Origin of the sequence: Tindallia californiensis, from assembly GCF_900107405.1 — a bacterium.
Taxonomy (GTDB): Bacteria; Bacillota; Clostridia; order Peptostreptococcales; family Tindalliaceae; genus Tindallia; species Tindallia californiensis.
Genome location: NZ_FNPV01000001.1, coordinates 269,189 through 288,101, shown reverse-complemented (window position 1 = coordinate 288,101; position 18,913 = coordinate 269,189). Strand labels below are relative to the sequence as shown.

Genomic DNA, 18,913 nt, shown 5'->3' with positions numbered 1-18,913 from the left:
AAACCCGGCTTAGCCGGGTTTTTAAGTATATAAATGATAGCTATTCTTTAGAAAGAAAGTTATAATAGAAATAGTTATGATATAAAGAAGAGTGAGCGATATTTTGTGTTACAGAATAAAAAAGGAGATAAAGAATGGATAAAAAAAGACTCAGAAGATACAATCGAATGATCTTGGCGATACTTAGTATTATCCTGTTATCTTCGGTGGTAACATTTGCTGAAGGAGAAGGAAATGTATATATTATACCCCTAGAGGGTGAAGTGGGGCCTGCTATGGAACAATTCGTGGCTGGATCTGTTTCGACGGCCCTTGAAGATCCGGACACCCAAGGAATCATCTTTACAATCGATACTTACGGTGGACGAGTGGATAGTGCTGAAAATATTAGTGGAATGATCATTGATATTCCTGTAAAAACCGCATCCTTTGTTACCCCAAGAGCTATTTCGGCCGGTGTGTTGCTGACCATTTCGGCAGACTATGTTACCATGGCTCCTGGCAGTAATATTGGTTCAGCAGAAACCATTCCTGATACAGAAAAAGCCTTGTCAGCCTGGACCGGCGAACTGAGATCTGTTGCACAGGAAAAGGGTCGGGATCCGGAATTAGTTGCCGCAATGGCCGATAAAAGAATAGCGATTCAAGATGTTGTTGAAGAAGGAGAACTTCTTAATCTTACGGCAGCAGAAGCCCTCCATCTGGAACTTTCTGATTATACAGCAAGGGGGATTAGTGAAGTGTTGGCTGTGATGGAACTGAGCAACGCAAATACAGTGGAGCTGGAAATTAGCCGGGCTGTCAGAATAGCTCAGGTATTAACAAGTTCATTGGTAGCACCACTCCTGCTATCCTTAGGAATGATCGGATTGATTGTTGAGGTAATGACAGCTGGTTTTGGTGTAGGTGGAACGATGAGTCTTATTGCTTTTTCTTTATATTTTGGTGGAAGTATTTTAGCAGGCAACACAGGAATGGCTGTGATCCTTGTTTTTCTTGCGGCCATTGCATTACTGCTAATAGAGGCGATGGCACCAGGCTTTGGTATCGCTGGTCTTGGAGGTTTAGTTCTAATTATTGTCAGTGTTGTAATGGCGTCTAGCACTACTGGAGTAGCGGTTGTTTCTTTAGTAGTTGCTTTCCTTATGTCGATTATTGCACTGATTTTAATAATAAAACATGCACCAAAAAGCAGTTATTTTGACAGGCTTACCCTTGGGATTAAAATGACTTCAGATTCAGGTTATATCAGTACTGAAAGAAGGGAAGATTTAGTTGGGAAAAAAGGCATTGTTACCAGCTACTTGCGTCCATCAGGTACTGTGGAAGTGGATGGTGAAAGAATTGATGCTGTGTCCGAGGGGATTTACCTGGAAGCTGGAACCAATGTGCAAGTGATACGCATGGAAGGTCGAAGAATTGTTGTAAAAAAAATGGATTAGGAGGAATGAATGATGCCCATTGAAACATTAATTGGTCTTATTATTACTTTGGCGGTTATTTTGGTGATCTTATCGGTGTTCTTAAGCTTTTTCCCGATTGGATTATGGATAACAGCTATGTTTTCCGGAGTGAGGATAGGAATTTTCACGCTGGTAGGAATGCGATTTAGAAGAGTTAGGCCCTCTAGTATTGTAAACCCACTCATTAAAGCAACAAAAGCTGGTCTTGAGATGAATTCAGACAAGCTGGAAGCTCACTTTTTAGCTGGTGGAGATGTCAATCGGGTGGTAGACGCCTTGATTGCAGCACAACGAGCAGAAATTAACCTGGTATTTGAACGGGCAGCAGCCATTGACCTGGCAGGCCGAGATGTGTTGCAGGCAGTACAAGTCAGCGTAAACCCTAAAGTTATTGAAACACCTAAAATTGCCGCTGTTGCAAAAAATGGGATAGAAGTGATGGTTAAGGCACGGGTGACTGTACGTGCAAATATTGAGCGTCTGGTTGGGGGTGCTGGTGAAGAAACGATTATTGCGCGTGTTGGAGAAGGTATTGTTACGACTGTAGGTTCTTCGGATGCACATAAAGATGTTTTGGAAAATCCGGACCTAATCTCCAGAACGGTTCTGACAAAAGGACTGGATGCAGGAACTGCTTTTGAAATTTTATCCATTGATATAGCGGATATTGATATTGGTCGAAACATTGGTGCTCAGCTTCAGACAGATCAGGCAGATGCAGACAAACGAATTGCACAGGCAAAAGCAGAGGAAAGAAGAGCAATGGCAGTAGCAAAAGAGCAGGAAATGAAAGCAGCTGTCGAAGAAATGCGAGCAAAAGTAGTTGAAGCCGAAGCCGAAATACCAAAAGCGCTGTCTCAGGCTCTTAAAGACGGTAATTTAGGCGTGATGGATTATTACAACATGAAAAATGTAATGTCTGACACAGAAATGAGAAATGCTATTTCTAAAATTAATCAGTCACCAAACGATGATCAAACGGACAAATAAGGAAGTGATGGTATGCAAATTGAAAGCATCCTCATATTTGTGGTTTTAATTGCACTGTCTTCCCTTACTAATAAGCGAAAGCAGGCTCAGCAGCAAAGAAAAAAACAACAGACAGTCACCACTCGTCAGTCTGATATAGAAACAGCTTCATCGCCAGTTGAAACATCTTCTCAAAAATCTAAGCAACCTAAAGGGAAACGCACACTTCAAGATATTTTTAGAGAAATGCAAAAAGAATTGGAATCAGGGTCTCAAGAAAAAGAACGTAAAGAAGAAAAAAGCAAAGAAAATACAACAAGCCCGATTCACAAAGAGAAAAGCACTAAAAAAGAACACAAGAAAAAATCAATACCGGAACCAACAAAGGAAGCAAAGCAAAAGAGTCCTATTTATGCCAATGAAATTAAGGATGGTCTTTCAGCAGGACGACTTCAAGTGAATCAACAAAGTATTTATAATGGGATCGTGTTTTCTGAAATACTTGGAAAACCAAAAGGACATCGAAAAAATTAAAAAAGTAATAAAAGGAGCGCTGATCTTGGGCGCTCCTTTTATTATCAGCGATTACCGGACGAAGAGTCCGTTTCATGAAAAAAAGTGGAGTGGAGACAGATAATAAGGTATAATGGGCTAGAGAAATCTTTTTATTACAAAGAAATGGAGGTTATTCTTTGACACCAGAAGCACAAAAATCGATTCGCATACCTGATGCCGCATTAGTGCGCGAATTATTTGGCATTCAAGATAAGCATGCTAGAATGATTAGAAAAACCCTAGGTGTGGAACTTATTAATCGTGATGACAACATACTCTTAATAGGAAAATCTGTCAATGTTTCTTTGGCGGAAGAACTTTTGTCCTTATTAATGCAAGAAAAGAAAATAAGCGGCGATATCACTTCTCAAAAAGTAGAATACTTTCTTCAACAGTTGATTCAGGGCAATTCAAATAGTGTTCAGGAATTTGTTAGTGAACCGATTTATATGACAGCAAAAGGAAAAACGATAAAACCTAAAACCGTTGGACAGTCATATTACGTTTCTGTTATGCAAGAAAAAGACCTAACTTTTGGCATTGGACCTGCTGGAACAGGAAAAACTTATTTAGCGGTTGCAATGGCGGTAAAAGCTTTTGGGTTGAAAGAAGTAAACAAAATAATACTTACCCGTCCTGCTATTGAAGCAGGTGAAAACTTAGGTTTTTTACCAGGCGATCTTAAAGAAAAAGTAGATCCTTACTTAAGACCTTTGTATGATTCTCTTTTTGATATATTAGGATATGAAAAGTTTCAAAAATATATGGAAAGAGGGTTAATAGAAGTAGCACCACTAGCCTATATGCGAGGTAGGACATTAGAGAATTCTTTTGTCATTTTGGATGAAGCACAGAATACAACAGAAGAACAGATGAAAATGTTTTTAACCCGTATGGGAATAGGTTCCAAAACGGTTATCACTGGAGATGTGACACAAATTGACTTACCTCGGGGAAAATCATCTGGCCTGATACAGGCTCTGGAAATAGTGAAAGACATAAGTGAAATAGGACGGGTTTATTTAACGCAGCAAGATGTTGTGAGACACTCACTTGTTCAAAAAATTATTAATGCTTATGAAAACAAAAAATAACTTATTGATCGCATAAAAATGGGGGTTTCCATGGGAGTTTTTGAAAAATTAAGTCAGCGAAGAGCCAGGATGCAAAAGAAAAGAATACTGGAAAAAAAGAAGCTATCAGCTCATGATGAAAAGAAAATTCTATCACGAAAACTAACATGGCACTATGTTCTATTAGGTATGCTTTTTTTTGTTACGACTTTTTATTTGCTGTTAATCAGTCTTCAACCGGTGCAGTATCAGTTAAGGGCCGGTCAGATAGCACCGGAGAACATTACTTCACCCAGAATGATTATCGATACGCATACTACGGAAAACTTAAGGCGAGAAGCGGCTGAAGAAATCACCTCCGTTTATCGGACGGACTCTGCTGTTTTTAATGAAGTGAAAAATGATATTGAAAAATTTTTTGAAAAACTATACCAAGTAAAACAAGAAGAGGAAGCACTTAGAGAACAGTTAAATCAGATGGAAGATAACCATCTTGGAATTACGGATGTTCATTTACAGGCGTTTTTACAAGCGCCAGAAGAACGATTAAACAGTGTTGAAAACTATCTTTACGAAATTGCTGCTCAAGGCATGAATAGTGGCATCAAGGTAGCGGAACTTCAGGAAGAAAAAAGTGAAATCAGAGATTTTTTCAATTCTTTAACAGAACTGGACGAACCCTTAAAAGAATCAGCAATAGCTGTGATCAACGCTACCATCAGACCAAATCAGTTTATGGATGTTGAATCAACGGAGCAGCTTAGAGAAGAAGCCAGAGAAGCAATTACGCCAGTAGTAATTCGAAGAGGAGATATTTTAGCAGAGCAAGGAGAAAGAATTTCAGTAGACACTTTTGTTATCATGAAAGAGTTAGGCTTAATAGAAAGCGAGTTTCGTCCAGATGCCAGGTTATATAGCGGTATATCCTCTGTTATTTTGCTAATAATGGCCATTATGACAGGCTATATATGGCTTTTTCATCCTGAGTATTTCTATAAAACCAAAAGAATCTTACTGCTGGTGATTATCATGTTACTGGTCCTGATATCAGCAAAACCCATTGGGGTGTTAACCATTTACCTGATCCCCATTGCTACAGGAGCAATGCTATTAACATTATTGCTGGAAGCTAGGCTTGCCTTAATTGCTAATGCGGTCTTAAGTATTCTTATTGCCATTATGGCAGGGAATGACCTGATGATTCTAGTCATGGGGCTGACAGGTGGCACGGTGGCTGTTCTAAGTATGATTAACACAAAACAGAGAGGGAAAATATTTTTTTCTGGATTAATGGTAGGGATATCCAATGTGATTATTATTACTAGCTTTGGTCTTATTGGCAACCATCAAACCCTGCATGTTTTACAGGATGCAGGAATGGGTCTGTTTAACGGTATTCTTTGTGCCATATTAGCGATTGGCACATTGCCTTTCTGGGAATACAGTTTTTCAATTTTAACGTCTGTCAAGCTCATAGAATTATCCAATCCATCTCATCCGTTGCTTAAACAACTTCTGATGGAAGCTCCAGGAACGTACCACCATAGCATCGTGGTGGGTAATCTGGCAGAAGCGGCTGTTAACGAGATCGGTGGAGACGGTTTGCTCGTTCGGGTGGGGGCTTTTTATCATGATATAGGAAAAGTGAAAAGACCCTACTTTTTCAAAGAGAATCAGTTTACATCAGAGAATCCCCACGATAAACTGGCACCATCTCTAAGTGCCCTGATTATTACAGGCCATGTTAAAGATGGCATTGAAATCGGAGAGAAAAATAAACTGCCAAATGAGATCCTTGCTTTTATCAAAGAACATCATGGGACCACGCTGGCTGCTTATTTCTATCATAAAGCACAGTCAGAATGTGAAGACCCTAAAACGATAGATGAAATGATGTATCGTTATCCGGGGCCGATACCACAAACAAGAGAGACGGCTATTTTGATGCTGGCTGATTCAGCAGAAGCAGCTGTTAGGAGTCTTGAAAGTCCTAATAGAGACAAAATAGAACAAGTGATCAAAAAAATCATTCAGTCAAAACTGGAAGACGGCCAACTGGAGGACAGCCAATTAACCCTTACAGAGTTGAAAGATATCAGACAGGTATTTGCGAAAATGCTGGCAGGGATTATGCATGAAAGAATTAAATATCCGGAAATGGATATCAAAGAATTGAAAGGTAGGAAGTGAAATGACGATTTTAATTGATATCGATAACAGGCAAGATGTATTTGATGTAACGGAAGAAGAAATTAAGTTAATTGAAAAAGCCGTTGCCTATTGTTATGAGGTGGAAGAATATTCCTGTGAATATCAGCTAAGCATATCCTTTGTCAGCAATCAGGAAATACATGACCTTAATCTTCACTATCGACAGAAGGATGAGGCGACAGATGTTCTCTCCTTTCCTATGGATTTTCAGGGGCCGGAGCTGGAAGAAAAATTATTGGGCGACATCGTTATTTCAGCGGATAAAATGATGGAGCAAGCCATCGAGTATGGGCATAGCGTTAAGCGTGAAATGATTTATTTGATCATACACAGTGTTTTTCATTTGATGGGATATGACCATATGATCGATAGCGATAAGCAAATTATGCGGCAGCAAGAGAAAAAGGTAATGTCCCTGATGAATCTTTCTTCTGACTAAGTATCTGGAGGTTTCATAATGAAAGCCAAAAAACTGATTAACAGTTTTAATTATGCATTTCAGGGGATTATCTATACATTGCGGACACAGAGAAACATGAGGATTCATGTGAGTATAGCGACTATTGTGTTGATCATGAGCCTTTTTTTTAGATTGAATCGATGGGAAATGATGATTTTGTTCGTGACGATCACCATGGTCATAGCCTGCGAAATGGTTAATACGGCCGTAGAAGCAACCGTAGACCTTATGACAGATCAGTATAATATATTTGCAAAAATTGCTAAAAATGTTGCGGCTGGAGCTGTTCTTGTCACTTCAATTAACGCAGTGATTATCGGATACCTTCTGTTTGCAGCTCATTTAAATCCAGCTTCACAACAAGTTATTTTTGCAATCAGAGAGTCAGATGTTCACATTACTTTTATTGTATTTATTGTGGTTACGGTGTTGATTATCGGAATAAAAGTATATTTTGGAAAAGGAACTCCCTTATCCGGAGGAATGCCAAGTGGACACGCTGCCCTTGCTTTTTCTGCGGCAACAGCCATTAGTCTTATAACAGCAAACATTTTGGTGAGTGGCCTATCTTTGTTTCTAGCCTTATTAGTGTCACAGAGCAGGGTGGAGGGTAAGATTCATAATTTGTTGGAAGTGCTGGTAGGCGCTATCCTAGGTATTTTAATGACAACCATCATATTTCAACTTTTAGTTTCGTAAGAGAGGACATATCCTATAGGCAAGGGGAGGAAAATTAGTGACCATAAGGCAACGATTAAATAAACAAAGCATTTGTATTCTCATGCTCATTCTACTAATGATGATTGTTACGGCATGCAAATCTGATTCAGAAAATGTAGAGCAGGGTATTAATGACTTGGAAGCAGATAGTGAACAATTAAATCCATCGGAAGAAGAAGAGGGCCCTTTTATTCCGGAAGGAAAGGTACAGAGTCCTTTTAATGGCAAGTGGATTCCGAAAGAAGCTGCAAATAAAAGACCTATCGCCCTTCAGATAAACAATAGTCTTGCGGCATATCCACAAAGCGGTATTGCTCAGGCAGACATTCTTTACGAAACCCTTGCCGAAGGAAATATCACCAGATTGATGGCTGTATTCCATGTATATGATTCAGAAAAGATAGGGCCAATACGAAGTGCCCGGCATTATTTTCTTGATATGGCAGCGAATCACGATGCTGTTTATATGCATTATGGTGGCAGTCCACAAGCCTATAGCTATATTCAGCAAACAAAAGCACCTAATTTAGATGGGCTTTCTTGGCTTGATGGAATTGTATGCTGGAGAGATCCGGAACGTAGAGCGATACCCAGGATGTTGGAACACAGCGTATATACAAATCAAAAACATCTGGAAGATGGCTGGGAACGAAGAGAATTAAGAAAAGAATTGAAAGAAAACTTTTCCTCTGGCTTGGAATTTGTAAAAGAAGGTGAGGAAATAATCCCCTGGGGTCAACGGGCTGATTATGTGACAGTTCCCTTCTCCGCTTCCTATACCTCCTCCTTTGATTTCGATGCAGAAACAAAAAAATATGTAAAATACCAGTCAGGGAACTATCATCTAGATGAAGAAATTAATGAACCACTAATGTTTACCAACTTAATTCTCCAACGCACTAAGATTCACCTAATACCAGGAGATACGGAAGGTCGAAGAGAAGTGGCGGTTATCGGAAGTGGTACGGGATACTTTATTTCGTCTGGTCGGGCCGTTGCTATTGAGTGGCAGAAATCAAACCATGGTACGGCGACTGAGTATATTGAAAAAAAGTCAGGAAAACCTATTCAGCTAAACCCAGGGAAAACCTACATAGGAATCCTACCGCAGAACCTAGAAGTTTCATTTCAGAAGAAAGCTATTAACCAATAGAGAGTGAAAGGATGTTCTTTGTGACAGAACAACAGTTAATCAGAAGTGCATTACAGGTAAGAGAAAACGCCTATGTACCTTATTCGAAATTTAAGGTAGGGGCGGCCTTATTAGGAAAATCAGGAAAAGTGTATACAGGCTGTAATGTAGAAAACGCATCATTAGGCGCTACTAATTGTGCAGAGCGAACGGCCGTTTTTAAGGCAATCTCTGAAGGGGAAAGTGAATTTGAAACGATTGCTGTGACAGGTGATCCAAAGCAGTACACTTTTCCGTGCGGAATTTGTCGTCAAGTATTGGTCGAATTTGGAACGGAACTGAAAGTGATTGTGGCAAAATCAGAAGATGAGTACAAGGTATATACCCTCAGCGAAATATTACCTCACTCCTTCACGCCAGCAGACCTAAAAACCAGTCAACAGGAGGAAAATTATGGCATTTAAATCTGGATTTGTAGCAGTAGTTGGACGTCCAAACGTTGGCAAATCAACCTTGATGAATAGGTTGGTAGGCGAAAAGGTGGCCATTATGTCTCCCAAGCCTCAGACAACCCGTCATAACATTAGAGGTATTATCAACAATGAAAACAGCCAAATGATAGTAATCGATACGCCTGGTCTGCACAAGCCGGCATCAAAGCTTGGAGATTATATGGTGCAAAGTGCCTTGAATACATTGCAAGATGCCGATGCTATTTTATATCTGGTGGAGCCGGAAAAACGGATTGGTCCAGGTGATCGCTATATTATGGAGTTGTTAGAAAAAACCGAGACGCCCATTATTCTGGTGATCAACAAAATAGATATGAGCAATTCGGCAGAACTGGAAATCTGCTTTCAGCAGTATGATGAAACAGGTCTCTTTCAATCCATCATACCTATTTCGGCGACTCTTGGCGAAAACATAAATCAATTGATACGAACCATTGAAGCCTATCTTCCAGAGGGACCCCATTATTTTCCTGAAGATGAATACACGGATCAACCGGAACGAACGATGGTGGCAGAATTAATTCGAGAAAAAGTACTTCAGTATCTCGAACAGGAAATTCCTCATGGCGTTGCTGTTATAACAGAAAAAATGACCTATCGGGAAGAAAAAAACCTTACGGAAATACAAGCAGCTATCTTTTGTGAGAAAAAATCTCATAAAGGGATTATTATTGGGAAAAATGGCAGGAAACTTAAAGGTATCGGAAAAGCGGCACGAAAAGATATTGAAGATTTATTGGGCCATCAGGTCCACCTGGAGTTATGGGTAAAAGTCAAAGAAGGATGGCGAGATCAGGATAATATACTGAAAGATCTTGGGTATAAAGAGTAAAGGTGAAATCGATGTTATTAAGTACGGAAGCTTTTGTTCTCAAGAGTCAAAAATATCGAGAAGCGGATAGTTTGCTGACACTATATAGTCGGCAACACGGAAAAATGAGTGCGATTGCAAAAGGTTCTCGAAAACCAAAAAGTAAAATGCTGGCTGGCGTACAACCTTTTACCCACGCTGAGTTTTTGCTCTATAAAGGTAAAAATATGTATACGGTTAGCCAGGTGGAAGTCCGACATAGTTTTTATCCATTAAGAGAAGACTATTACCGCTTAGCTTTTGCAGCTTACAGTGTTGAACTGGTTATGTTGGAAGCCTTAGAAGGACAAGGAAACAGCGATGCTTTTTCAAACTTTGGTAACACCTTAACCTTAATGTGCCGAGAAGAGACTAAGATAGATTCTTTGATTAGGGCTTTTGAGTTGAAGATGTTAACGAGCTATGGATATCAGCCCAACTTTATTTCCTGTTCTCTGTGTGGGAGCCGCTTATCCGATTCAATGCCTTTTTTCAGCAACTCTCAGGGAGGTATGGTGTGTGCAAGCAAAGATCACGAGGCAAAAGATCTGAAACCTGTTTCCTGTCAAATCGTAAAGTTAGCACGGTTTTATCTGCAGCATGACCTTAAAGCGGCGGCTCGGTTAACCGTACCGGAAGATATCAACAAAGAACTGCAACAACTGATAGAAGGATATATTCGCTACCATTTTGATTATTTTGCACCGAAAAGCTTACGTCATTTGCCGGATTAGAAAAGTAAAGATAGATTGACATTTTTTTTGAGTTTGGTAAAATGTTTTCATAACAATAAAATAACTTCAGGGACAGGTGTAATTCCTTACCGGCGGTTAAAGCCCGCGAGCCATATTGGCTGATCTGGTGAAATTCCGGAGCCGACAGTTAAAGTCTGGATGAAAGAAGTATGAGCATAGTAGGTATGATTTTTGTATCCTTACGTTCCTGAACGCATTTTGTTCGGGAACTTTTTTTGTAGCAAAAAATAGTGTGTTGCTAAACAAATGAAAAATAACAGGGAGGACGGGTAATGCCACATGAAAAATGGATGAAAGAAGCACTCAAAATGGCTGAAAAAGGATGGGGGAATACCAATCCAAATCCTTTGGTTGGCGCTGTTATTACCAAAGAAGACCAATTGATCTCAAAAGGATATCATGAATATGCAGGTGGCCCTCATGCGGAAATAAATGCGTTAAAGAAGGCAGGAGACGCTTCAGCAGGAAGTACTATGTATGTAACCTTAGAGCCTTGCAGTCATTACGGCAAAACCCCTCCTTGTGCGGAAGCAATCATTAAAGCCGGGGTTGAAAAAGTGATTATTGCTGCCGGAGATCCCAATGAAAAAGTGGCCGGCAAAGGAGAAGAAATGCTTCGAAAAGCAGGCATTGAAGTAATAACTGGCGTGATGGAGAAAGAAGCAAGAAAACAAAACGAAATATTTATGCACTATATCACAGAAAAAAAACCTTACCTGATCGCAAAGGCAGCTATGAGCTTAGATGGGAAAATTGCAACAAAGCAAGGGCATTCACAATGGATTACAGGAGAAGAAGCAAGGAATCATGCACATTGGGTGAGACAAAGAGTTTCGGCCATTCTGGTGGGAGTGAATACCGTGATAGCTGATAATCCGCAACTGACGGTACGACTGCCTCTGGATAAAGTAAATCAGCCACTCCGAGTGGTTTTAGACAGTAAAGGGAATATCCCACTAACATCAACGCTAGTTTCAACGGCAAAAGAAATAAAAACAATGGTTGCAACAACGGATCAAATGCCAGTGGATCTTGAAAAAAAACTGTTGCTAGAAGGAGTTGAAGTAGTCCGATTTCCTCATAAACAGGGTCAGGTTGATATTCAATCATTAATCGATTATTTCGCATCAAAAGAAGTAGACAGCGTGTTAGTAGAAGGCGGAAGCCGTGTGATGGCATCTTTTATATCTGAAAAAATGATCAATAAGCTATTATGGTATATCGCACCTAAAATAATCGGTGGAAACAAAGCACCTGGACCTATTGGAGGAGAAGGTATCCTTCATATGAAAGAGGCACTGCCTATAACGGAAATGGAAACTATCCAGCTTGGCGAAGACTGGCTAATGACTGGCTACATGAAAGGAGCAGAGAAATGTTTACCGGAATAGTGGAAGAAATTGGCGAAGTGGTTAACTTGGTAAGTCAACAAAATCGCATTAGTCTTCAAATAAAGTGTCAAAAAGTGCTACAAGATGTGCAACTAGGAGATAGTATTGCTGTAAATGGAGTATGCCTGACAGTTACCAACTTCACAGCCGGTCAAATGGAAGCAGATGTTATGCCGGAAACCATAAGAAGCACCAGTTTAAGTGAAGCCAAGCCTGGAAAAAAAGTAAACTTGGAAAGAGCTCTTCCGGTTAATGGTAGGTTAGGTGGTCATATTGTAACAGGTCATATTGATGGTATTGGCACGATGATTAAAAAATATCAGGAAAAAAACGCTATTTGGATTTATATTAAAACCACAACAGAAATCATGCGATACATCGTACACAAAGGATCCATCGCTATGGATGGAACGAGTTTAACCGTTGCAAAAGTAGAGAAGGATGCTTTTGCGGTCTCCATCATACCTCATACAGCAGAAATGACCATTCTTACGGAAAAAGACATAGGCGCTGTTATTAACCTGGAGTGTGATATTATCGGAAAATATGTTGAGAAATTAATGATGGGAAAAGAATCAGAAAATACAGGGATAACCGTAGAAAAACTTCAAAGGTACGGATTTTGAAAGGAGAAATAATATGAAATTTGATAGCATAGAAAAAGCGATAAAAGAAATTAAAGAAGGAAAAATGATCATTGTAGTGGATGATGAAGACCGGGAAAACGAAGGTGATCTTTTGATGGCTGCCGAATATGCCACGCCAGAAGCCGTTAACTTTATGGCTAAGCATGGAAGAGGATTAATATGTTGTCCATTAAAACCAGAAAAAGCCCATCATCTTGAGCTGAATCCTATGACATTAAAAAACACCGATAGTAGGGAAACGGCCTTTACTGTTTCTATTGATGCATGTGGGGTTACAACCGGTATATCGGCCTTTGAAAGAGCGCAGACGATTCAGGCTTTGGCAAATTCCAATGCACAGCCAGACCACTTCTTTCAGCCGGGACATATTTTTCCCTTGATTGCTAAACCGGGAGGAGTGCTTAGTCGGATGGGCCATACGGAAGCAGCTGTGGATCTGGCAGAAATGGCTGGATTACAACCGGTGGGAGTAATCTGCGAAATAATGAATGATGATGGCACCATGTCAAGAGTTCCTCAGCTAATGGAATTTGCTGAAGAATATGACCTAACCATTATTACCATTGCTGATCTGGTTAAGTACCGGCGCCGGTTTGAAAAACTGATTGAGCGAGCAGCTGAAGCAGATATGCCAACCCAATACGGAAATTTCAAGATCGTTGCTTATGAAAACACCATGAATAAAGAACATCATGTAGCACTGGTTGCTGGTGAAATTAATTCAGAAAAACCAATTCTGGTGCGGGTGCATTCAGAATGTCTGACAGGTGATGCCTTTGGATCAAAACGTTGTGACTGCGGAAACCAACTAGCACACGCAATGGATCAAATTAGTAAAGAAGGTAATGGAATACTGTTATATATGCGGCAGGAAGGTCGTGGGATAGGCCTGGTCAATAAAATTAAAGCGTATACATTGCAGGATCAGGGTAAAGATACAGTGGAAGCCAATCTGATGTTAGGATTTCCTGAAGATATGAGAGATTATGGAATTGGCGCACAAATTCTAAAAGATTTAGGTGCTAGAAAAATAAGACTAATGACAAACAATCCCCGCAAGTTAGTGGGGCTTCAGGGATACGACTTGGAAATTGTTGAAAGAGTTCCTATTGAAATTCCCTGCAGTTTAGAAAATGAGCATTATATGAAAACCAAACATACAAAAATGGGCCATTTATTGGATGATCTTTTCCACCAATAAACGATAATATGGAAGGAGAGAAAAAATGAAACATTTTGAAGGAAATTTAATTGCGAAAGAGTTTACCTTTGGTATTGTGGTAGGGAGATTTAATGAGTTTATTGGAAGTAAACTACTGGATGGTGCGATAGATGCCTTGGTACGACATGGAGCCGATAAAGAAAACATCCATGTATGCTGGGTTCCGGGAGCCTTTGAAATACCACTGGCCGCACAGAGAATGGCTATGAAAAAAGAATATGATGCTGTTATTACCTTAGGTGCGGTGATTCGTGGATCAACACCACATTTTGACTATGTGTGCAGCGAAACAACAAAAGGAGTTGCCAAAGTTTCTCTGGATGCTGGTATTCCGGTAATCTTTGGTGTATTGACGACGGATACGATCGAACAAGCGATTGAAAGAGCTGGAACAAAAGCAGGGAACAAAGGGTGGGATGCAGCCGTTTCGGCTATTGAAATGGCAAGTTTGTTCAAACAATTATAAATAAATGCTAGGAGGAAGGGAGAACTCTATGCAAAAAACCTTGGTACTGATCAAACCTCAAGCGGTTAAGAAAGGATTAAGCGGTCAGATCATCAGTCGATACGAAGAAAAAGGCCTGAATCTGACAGCGCTAAAAATGGTAAATCCAACTCGGAAGCAACTTGAAAAGCATTATGAAGAACATGAAGGAAAAATTTTCTACCATAGTTTAGTAGAAACAATGCTATCAGGACCAGTAGTTGCATTGATGCTGGAAGGGAAAGAGGCTGTCGTGGCTGTCCGCTCGCTGAACGGAGCGACAGATCCGATACAAGCAGCACCCGGGAGTATCAGAGGGGACTATGGGTTAGAAATAGAGCATAATGTGGTGCATGGTGCTGACAGCATTGACAGTGCGAAAAGAGAAATATCTATTTGGTTTCCTGAATACGAAGCGTAGCTATTTAATAAGTGATGACTTTTTTTACAGTAGGAGCTCTCAAACGTGCGGCATAAGGTAAGGATCCAACCAGTGGTCGAGCATAGAGCTTGAAATCATCCGTGATATGATTGCCCTTTTCATTAATAAAAAGGTCCGGCATATGTTTGGTATGTCGGGCTACTTTTTCCAAGGGGGTTAAATGATAGTCAACCGAATAATCACCAGAACGATGGATCGTGACAGAACCGTCAGCATCATACCATATGGCAAATTGAGCCGCTTTCTCTCCTACCTCCCGGGCTTCACTCTGATCAACACTAGAAACAACCAGTGGAAAAGAGCGTTGTAAATAGCCAAAAGTATCAGAACGCACCCGACTTACGGATAAATGCTCCTTTACATATCTGGCTAATAAATCACCTAAACCACCACCAGAAAGACTGATGTTGCCGTGAGCGTCTTTCTCAATGCGATCCATTAATGTGGTAGCGATAGGTACTTTATTAGCGTCAGAAATCCCTTCCGATACCGCAACAACGCAACGACCGTGTTTTTTTAAGATAGCCTGAACATCGGATAAAAAAGTATCCAAAGAAAAAGTTCTTTCGGGAAGATAGATTAAATGAGGTCCATCATCATGATACTTTTTTGCAAGAGAAGATGCCGCTGTTAAAAAGCCGGCATGTCTTCCCATGACAACTCCAATATAAACACCTGGCAAGCTGCGGTTATCTAAATCCACGCCGGTAAAAGCCTGGGCAACAAATTTTGCGGCAGAGCCATAACCCGGAGTGTGATCATTAACAAGCAGATCGTTATCGATGGTTTTTGGAATGTGAATGGCTCGGAAATCATAATCTGATTTCTCTGCATAAGCATTTACAATGCGTACCGTGTCAGCAGAGTCATTACCACCTATATAAAAGAAATACCGAATTTCATGGGCCTGAAGTACTTTGAATATCTCCAGACAGTATTTTTCATCCGGCTTATCCCGGGTAGAACCAAGGGCCGAGGAAGGGGTGCCGGCGATTTGTTCTAAATTATGAGTGGTTTCCTGCGTTAAATCGATAAAATTCTCGTTGATAATCCCATTCACTCCATTAATGGCCCCATATACCAAGCTGATTTGCGAAAACTTTCTTGATTCCAAAACGGCACCCACCATCGATTGATTAATGACCGCTGTGGGACCGCCACCCTGAGCAACCAATACCTTTCCTTCCAGCTTCATAACCTCACCTCCATTTTACTTTTTAATATTGTACCCGAAGAACAAGCAATCACACAGAACATATTGCTTATTCTTGTTGAGAAGCTGTTTCATTATGTGCTAGAATTAAGAGTACAGAAAATCGATCATCAAAGAGGAGCGGGTTACGTGAGCAAGTATGAATCGTTTTTTCCTTATCTGGCAGGCCTGTGTTTTTCCATACTATTTGGTTTGTCTTTTATCTTTTCAAAAGAAGGACTCGATGTATTAGACCCCTTTCATCTACTAACCTTTCGTTTTGCAGCGGCTGTTTTTCTATTAAATGTACTGAGGTATTTTAAGATCATTAAAATAGAACTAAAAAATAAGCGTATGAAAACCCTGTTTTTTCTATCCTTATTCCAACCAGTAATCTATTTTATTTGTGAAATGATAGGATTAAGTAAGACCACTGCTTCGGAAGCCGGGATGATGATTGCGCTCATTCCGGTAGCTTCAGTGATTATGGCGGTATTAGTATTAAAAGAACGTCCCAGCAAAATGCAATTATTTTTTGTTGCATGTTCCGTATTTGGTGTTTTTTTCATTATGGCCATGGCTGGAAGTGTAGATGTCGGGGATAACTTTGTAGGAATGATTATTTTGTTAGGGGCTGTATTCGCAGCCGCAACCTATAATATACTGGCTAGAAAATCCTCTCTTCATTTTTCTTCCATAGAAATAACCTATGTGATGATGACCGTAGGATTCCTTGTTTTTAGCACCATCTCGGTAGCACAACATATTTTAGCAGATAATTTGATGAATTTTTTTCAGCCGCTAGGACACCCGCAAGCCCTTATAAGCATTTTTTATCTTGGTTTTTTATCATCAGTAGTTGGTTTTTTTATGATGAATTATATGCTTTCAAAGGTCGAAGCGACAAGGGCTTCTGTGTTTAGCAACCTGATAACCATTGTTACGATTATAGCTGGCGTAGTGATTCTGAATGATCCTTTTTATTGGTACCACCTTATTGGAGGTACGTTGATTATTGCAGGTGTATGGGGTACTAACTATTTTTCAAAACCAACAACCTATTGACTTTAGCAGCTATATTAGGATACAATTCGAAAGGTTACGTATATGTACAGATAGTAAAAAAGGAGTTGCCTATGAAAACCGATGATGAAAAACGGATCAATGAAGTAAAAAGAAGAAGAACCTTTGCCATTATATCCCATCCAGATGCTGGTAAAACCACGTTAACAGAAAAACTACTGCTATTTGGTGGCGCTATTAGGCTTGCTGGTTCAGTGAAATCAAGAAGAGCTCAAAAACACGCTGTCTCTGACTGGATGGAAATAGAGAAACAACGTGGTATTTCGGTGACCTCCAGTGTGCTTCAGTTTGAATATGAAAATCATGTTGTTAATATTTTAGATACACCAGGTCATCAAGACTTTAGTGAAGACACATATCGAACCCTGATGGCGGCTGATAATGCCGTTATGGTAATCGACTGTGCCAAAGGAGTAGAAGCACAAACAAAAAAATTATTTCAAGTATGCAAAATGAGAAACATTCCTATCTTTACATTTATTAATAAAATGGATAGAGCTGGAAAAGATCCCTTTGAACTGATGGAGGAAATTGAAAAAATACTTGATATAGAAGCATACCCAATGAACTGGCCTGTTGGAACCGATGGGAATTTTAAGGGCGTCTATAATCGGGTGAAGTCTCAGATGGAAATCTTTGAAGGCGGGCATCATGGCCAAGCAAAAACATCGGCTATTACAGGGAAAATAGAGGATGAGGTCTTTGGGGATTTAATGGGCGAACAGCTTCACCAACAGTTGATGGAAGAAATTGAACTGTTGGACGAAGCTGGTAACGAATATGACCATAAACGAATCCTTAAAGGAGAGTTAACGCCGGTCTTTTTTGGTAGCGCAATGACAAACTTTGGAGTTCAACCTTTTTTAGAATCATTCCTTGAACTGACCCTCCCTCCGGCACCAAGAATTAGCAAGGAAGAAGAAATAGAGCCGGAAAGAAAGGATTTTACGGCGTTTATCTTTAAAATTCAAGCTAATATGAACCCGGCCCATCGTGACCGTATTGCTTTTATGCGAATTTGTTCAGGAAAATTCCACAAAGGAATGTCTGTCTATTTGAGCCGAAATCAAAAGAAGATAAAATTAGCACAACCGCAACAGTTTTTTGCGCAGGACAGAGCTACGGTTGAAGAAGCTTGGCCTGGAGATATTATAGGGATTCATGATCCGGGACTGTTTCAAATTGGCGATACATTAACAGAAAAAGATTTAAATATCGAATATAAAGGAATACCAGTCTTTCCTCCAGAACATTTTTCGAGAGTGGCACCTGTTGATACCATGAAACGGAAACAGTTTATAAAAGGAATCCAGCAATTGTCAGAGGAGGGTGCTATTCAAATATTCAAACCACTCAATACGGGGATCGAAGAAATATTTGTAGGCGTTGTTGGAAATTTGCAATTTGAAGTATTGGAATATCGTCTCACCAATGAATACAATGTGCAAATCAAGATGCATTCATTACCCTATCGACATGTACGTTGGATTGAAACGGAGAAATTTGAAGCTGAAAACTTTAGCTTGACGATGGATTCAATATTAGCAATAGACGACTTTGGGGCACCTGTTCTTTTATACCAAAATGAATGGACTGTCGAAAAAGTAGAAGATCGTAATAAAGGCGTGGTTCTTCATACCATTTCAGAAAGAAACAGCTTCAAATAAACGTTTGAATCGAGAAACTTAGCGTATAAATAGACTATGATAGAATAACAGGTGCAAACGAAAAACAATTGGCAAGACTATTGAG

Annotated in this window: 19 protein-coding genes and 1 riboswitch; of the genes, 18 read left to right on the top strand and 1 reads right to left on the bottom strand. The window is 39.9% G+C overall.

Features of this window, described 5'->3' with window-relative positions; genetic code table 11:
* Positions 1-134: 134 nt before the first annotated feature.
* The 16 genes from BLV55_RS01355 to ndk all read left to right on the top strand — a co-directional run bounded on the left by BLV55_RS01355 (position 135) and on the right by ndk (position 14,865).
* Entirely contained in the window at positions 135-1,442 is a 1,308-nt protein-coding gene (locus BLV55_RS01355; protein ID WP_093310195.1) for an NfeD family protein, read from the top strand.
* 12 nt (positions 1,443-1,454) lie between these two features.
* Entirely contained in the window at positions 1,455-2,453 is a 999-nt protein-coding gene (gene floA, locus BLV55_RS01350) for a flotillin-like protein FloA (protein WP_093310192.1), read from the top strand.
* Positions 2,454-2,465: 12 nt separating this feature from the next.
* Entirely contained in the window at positions 2,466-2,966 is a 501-nt protein-coding gene (locus BLV55_RS01345; RefSeq protein WP_093310190.1) for a hypothetical protein, read from the top strand.
* Between the two features lie 158 nt (positions 2,967-3,124).
* The gene (locus BLV55_RS01340; RefSeq protein ID WP_242869994.1) at positions 3,125-4,081 is read left to right on the top strand and encodes a PhoH family protein; all 957 of its coding nucleotides are present in this window, start codon (positions 3,125-3,127) and stop codon (positions 4,079-4,081) included.
* 30 nt (positions 4,082-4,111) lie between these two features.
* Positions 4,112-6,250 carry an HD family phosphohydrolase gene (locus BLV55_RS01335; protein ID WP_176968202.1) on the top strand — a complete coding sequence of 713 codons (2,139 nt, stop codon included), beginning with the start codon at positions 4,112-4,114 and terminating at the stop codon, positions 6,248-6,250.
* 1 nt (position 6,251) lies between these two features.
* The gene (gene ybeY, locus BLV55_RS01330) at positions 6,252-6,710 is read left to right on the top strand and encodes an rRNA maturation RNase YbeY (protein WP_093310185.1); all 459 of its coding nucleotides are present in this window, start codon (positions 6,252-6,254) and stop codon (positions 6,708-6,710) included.
* A gap of 18 nt (positions 6,711-6,728) precedes the next feature.
* Positions 6,729-7,430: a diacylglycerol kinase gene (locus tag BLV55_RS01325; protein WP_093310182.1), complete on the top strand. Its 702-nt coding sequence runs from the start codon at positions 6,729-6,731 to the stop codon at positions 7,428-7,430.
* 37 nt (positions 7,431-7,467) lie between these two features.
* Positions 7,468-8,604: a DUF3048 domain-containing protein gene (locus tag BLV55_RS01320; protein ID WP_093310180.1), complete on the top strand. Its 1,137-nt coding sequence runs from the start codon at positions 7,468-7,470 to the stop codon at positions 8,602-8,604.
* 20 nt (positions 8,605-8,624) lie between these two features.
* Positions 8,625-9,047 (top strand): cytidine deaminase, encoded by a 423-nt coding sequence (locus BLV55_RS01315; protein WP_093310177.1) that lies wholly within the window; start codon positions 8,625-8,627, stop codon positions 9,045-9,047.
* Positions 9,037-9,927: a GTPase Era gene (era, locus tag BLV55_RS01310; RefSeq protein WP_093310174.1), complete on the top strand. Its 891-nt coding sequence runs from the start codon at positions 9,037-9,039 to the stop codon at positions 9,925-9,927. The genes BLV55_RS01315 and era overlap by 11 nt, the downstream gene beginning before the upstream one ends.
* Before the next feature lie 11 nt (positions 9,928-9,938).
* Complete coding sequence (recO, locus tag BLV55_RS01305) at positions 9,939-10,679, top strand: DNA repair protein RecO (RefSeq protein ID WP_093310172.1); 741 nt, start codon at positions 9,939-9,941, stop codon at positions 10,677-10,679.
* A gap of 58 nt (positions 10,680-10,737) precedes the next feature.
* A riboswitch (FMN riboswitch) is annotated at positions 10,738-10,854 on the top strand.
* A gap of 118 nt (positions 10,855-10,972) precedes the next feature.
* Positions 10,973-12,091, top strand: a complete 1,119-nt coding sequence (ribD, locus tag BLV55_RS01300; protein ID WP_093310169.1) for a bifunctional diaminohydroxyphosphoribosylaminopyrimidine deaminase/5-amino-6-(5-phosphoribosylamino)uracil reductase RibD — start codon at positions 10,973-10,975, stop codon at positions 12,089-12,091.
* Positions 12,076-12,717 carry a riboflavin synthase gene (locus BLV55_RS01295; RefSeq protein WP_093310166.1) on the top strand — a complete coding sequence of 214 codons (642 nt, stop codon included), beginning with the start codon at positions 12,076-12,078 and terminating at the stop codon, positions 12,715-12,717. The genes ribD and BLV55_RS01295 overlap by 16 nt, the downstream gene beginning before the upstream one ends.
* Before the next feature lie 13 nt (positions 12,718-12,730).
* Complete coding sequence (locus tag BLV55_RS01290) at positions 12,731-13,939, top strand: bifunctional 3,4-dihydroxy-2-butanone-4-phosphate synthase/GTP cyclohydrolase II (protein WP_093310165.1); 1,209 nt, start codon at positions 12,731-12,733, stop codon at positions 13,937-13,939.
* Between the two features lie 25 nt (positions 13,940-13,964).
* Positions 13,965-14,426 carry a 6,7-dimethyl-8-ribityllumazine synthase gene (gene ribH, locus BLV55_RS01285; RefSeq protein ID WP_093310163.1) on the top strand — a complete coding sequence of 154 codons (462 nt, stop codon included), beginning with the start codon at positions 13,965-13,967 and terminating at the stop codon, positions 14,424-14,426.
* Positions 14,427-14,454: 28 nt separating this feature from the next.
* Complete coding sequence (gene ndk, locus BLV55_RS01280) at positions 14,455-14,865, top strand: nucleoside-diphosphate kinase (RefSeq protein WP_093310161.1); 411 nt, start codon at positions 14,455-14,457, stop codon at positions 14,863-14,865.
* Between the two features lie 4 nt (positions 14,866-14,869).
* Here the strand turns inward: ndk and BLV55_RS01275 are convergent, their stop codons facing one another.
* The gene (locus tag BLV55_RS01275; RefSeq protein WP_093310159.1) at positions 14,870-16,081 is read right to left on the bottom strand and encodes a 6-phosphofructokinase; all 1,212 of its coding nucleotides are present in this window, start codon (positions 16,079-16,081) and stop codon (positions 14,870-14,872) included.
* A 147-nt stretch (positions 16,082-16,228) separates the two neighbouring features.
* Between BLV55_RS01275 and BLV55_RS01270 the strand changes: the two genes are divergently transcribed.
* Together BLV55_RS01270 and BLV55_RS01265 are read left to right on the top strand one after the other, a co-directional pair.
* Positions 16,229-17,143, top strand: coding sequence for a DMT family transporter (locus tag BLV55_RS01270; protein WP_093310158.1), 915 nt, complete (start codon positions 16,229-16,231; stop codon positions 17,141-17,143).
* A 71-nt stretch (positions 17,144-17,214) separates the two neighbouring features.
* On the top strand, positions 17,215-18,828 hold the full coding sequence (locus BLV55_RS01265) for a peptide chain release factor 3 (RefSeq protein ID WP_176968200.1): 1,614 nt from the start codon (positions 17,215-17,217) through the stop codon (positions 18,826-18,828).
* Positions 18,829-18,913: the final 85 nt, after the last annotated feature.

Coding starts and splice junctions, on each gene's coding strand:
- BLV55_RS01290 (WP_093310165.1), top strand. CDS start 12,731: ATGAAATTTGATAGCATAGAAAAAGCGATAAAAGAAATTAAAGAAGGA.
- era (WP_093310174.1), top strand. CDS start 9,037: ATGGCATTTAAATCTGGATTTGTAGCAGTAGTTGGACGTCCAAACGTT.
- ribD (WP_093310169.1), top strand. CDS start 10,973: ATGCCACATGAAAAATGGATGAAAGAAGCACTCAAAATGGCTGAAAAA.
- floA (WP_093310192.1), top strand. CDS start 1,455: ATGCCCATTGAAACATTAATTGGTCTTATTATTACTTTGGCGGTTATT.
- BLV55_RS01325 (WP_093310182.1), top strand. CDS start 6,729: ATGAAAGCCAAAAAACTGATTAACAGTTTTAATTATGCATTTCAGGGG.
- recO (WP_093310172.1), top strand. CDS start 9,939: ATGTTATTAAGTACGGAAGCTTTTGTTCTCAAGAGTCAAAAATATCGA.
- BLV55_RS01345 (WP_093310190.1), top strand. CDS start 2,466: ATGCAAATTGAAAGCATCCTCATATTTGTGGTTTTAATTGCACTGTCT.
- ribH (WP_093310163.1), top strand. CDS start 13,965: ATGAAACATTTTGAAGGAAATTTAATTGCGAAAGAGTTTACCTTTGGT.
- BLV55_RS01335 (WP_176968202.1), top strand. CDS start 4,112: ATGGGAGTTTTTGAAAAATTAAGTCAGCGAAGAGCCAGGATGCAAAAG.
- BLV55_RS01355 (WP_093310195.1), top strand. CDS start 135: ATGGATAAAAAAAGACTCAGAAGATACAATCGAATGATCTTGGCGATA.
- ndk (WP_093310161.1), top strand. CDS start 14,455: ATGCAAAAAACCTTGGTACTGATCAAACCTCAAGCGGTTAAGAAAGGA.
- BLV55_RS01295 (WP_093310166.1), top strand. CDS start 12,076: ATGTTTACCGGAATAGTGGAAGAAATTGGCGAAGTGGTTAACTTGGTA.
- ybeY (WP_093310185.1), top strand. CDS start 6,252: ATGACGATTTTAATTGATATCGATAACAGGCAAGATGTATTTGATGTA.
- BLV55_RS01275 (WP_093310159.1), bottom strand. CDS start 16,081: ATGAAGCTGGAAGGAAAGGTATTGGTTGCTCAGGGTGGCGGTCCCACA.
- BLV55_RS01265 (WP_176968200.1), top strand. CDS start 17,215: ATGAAAACCGATGATGAAAAACGGATCAATGAAGTAAAAAGAAGAAGA.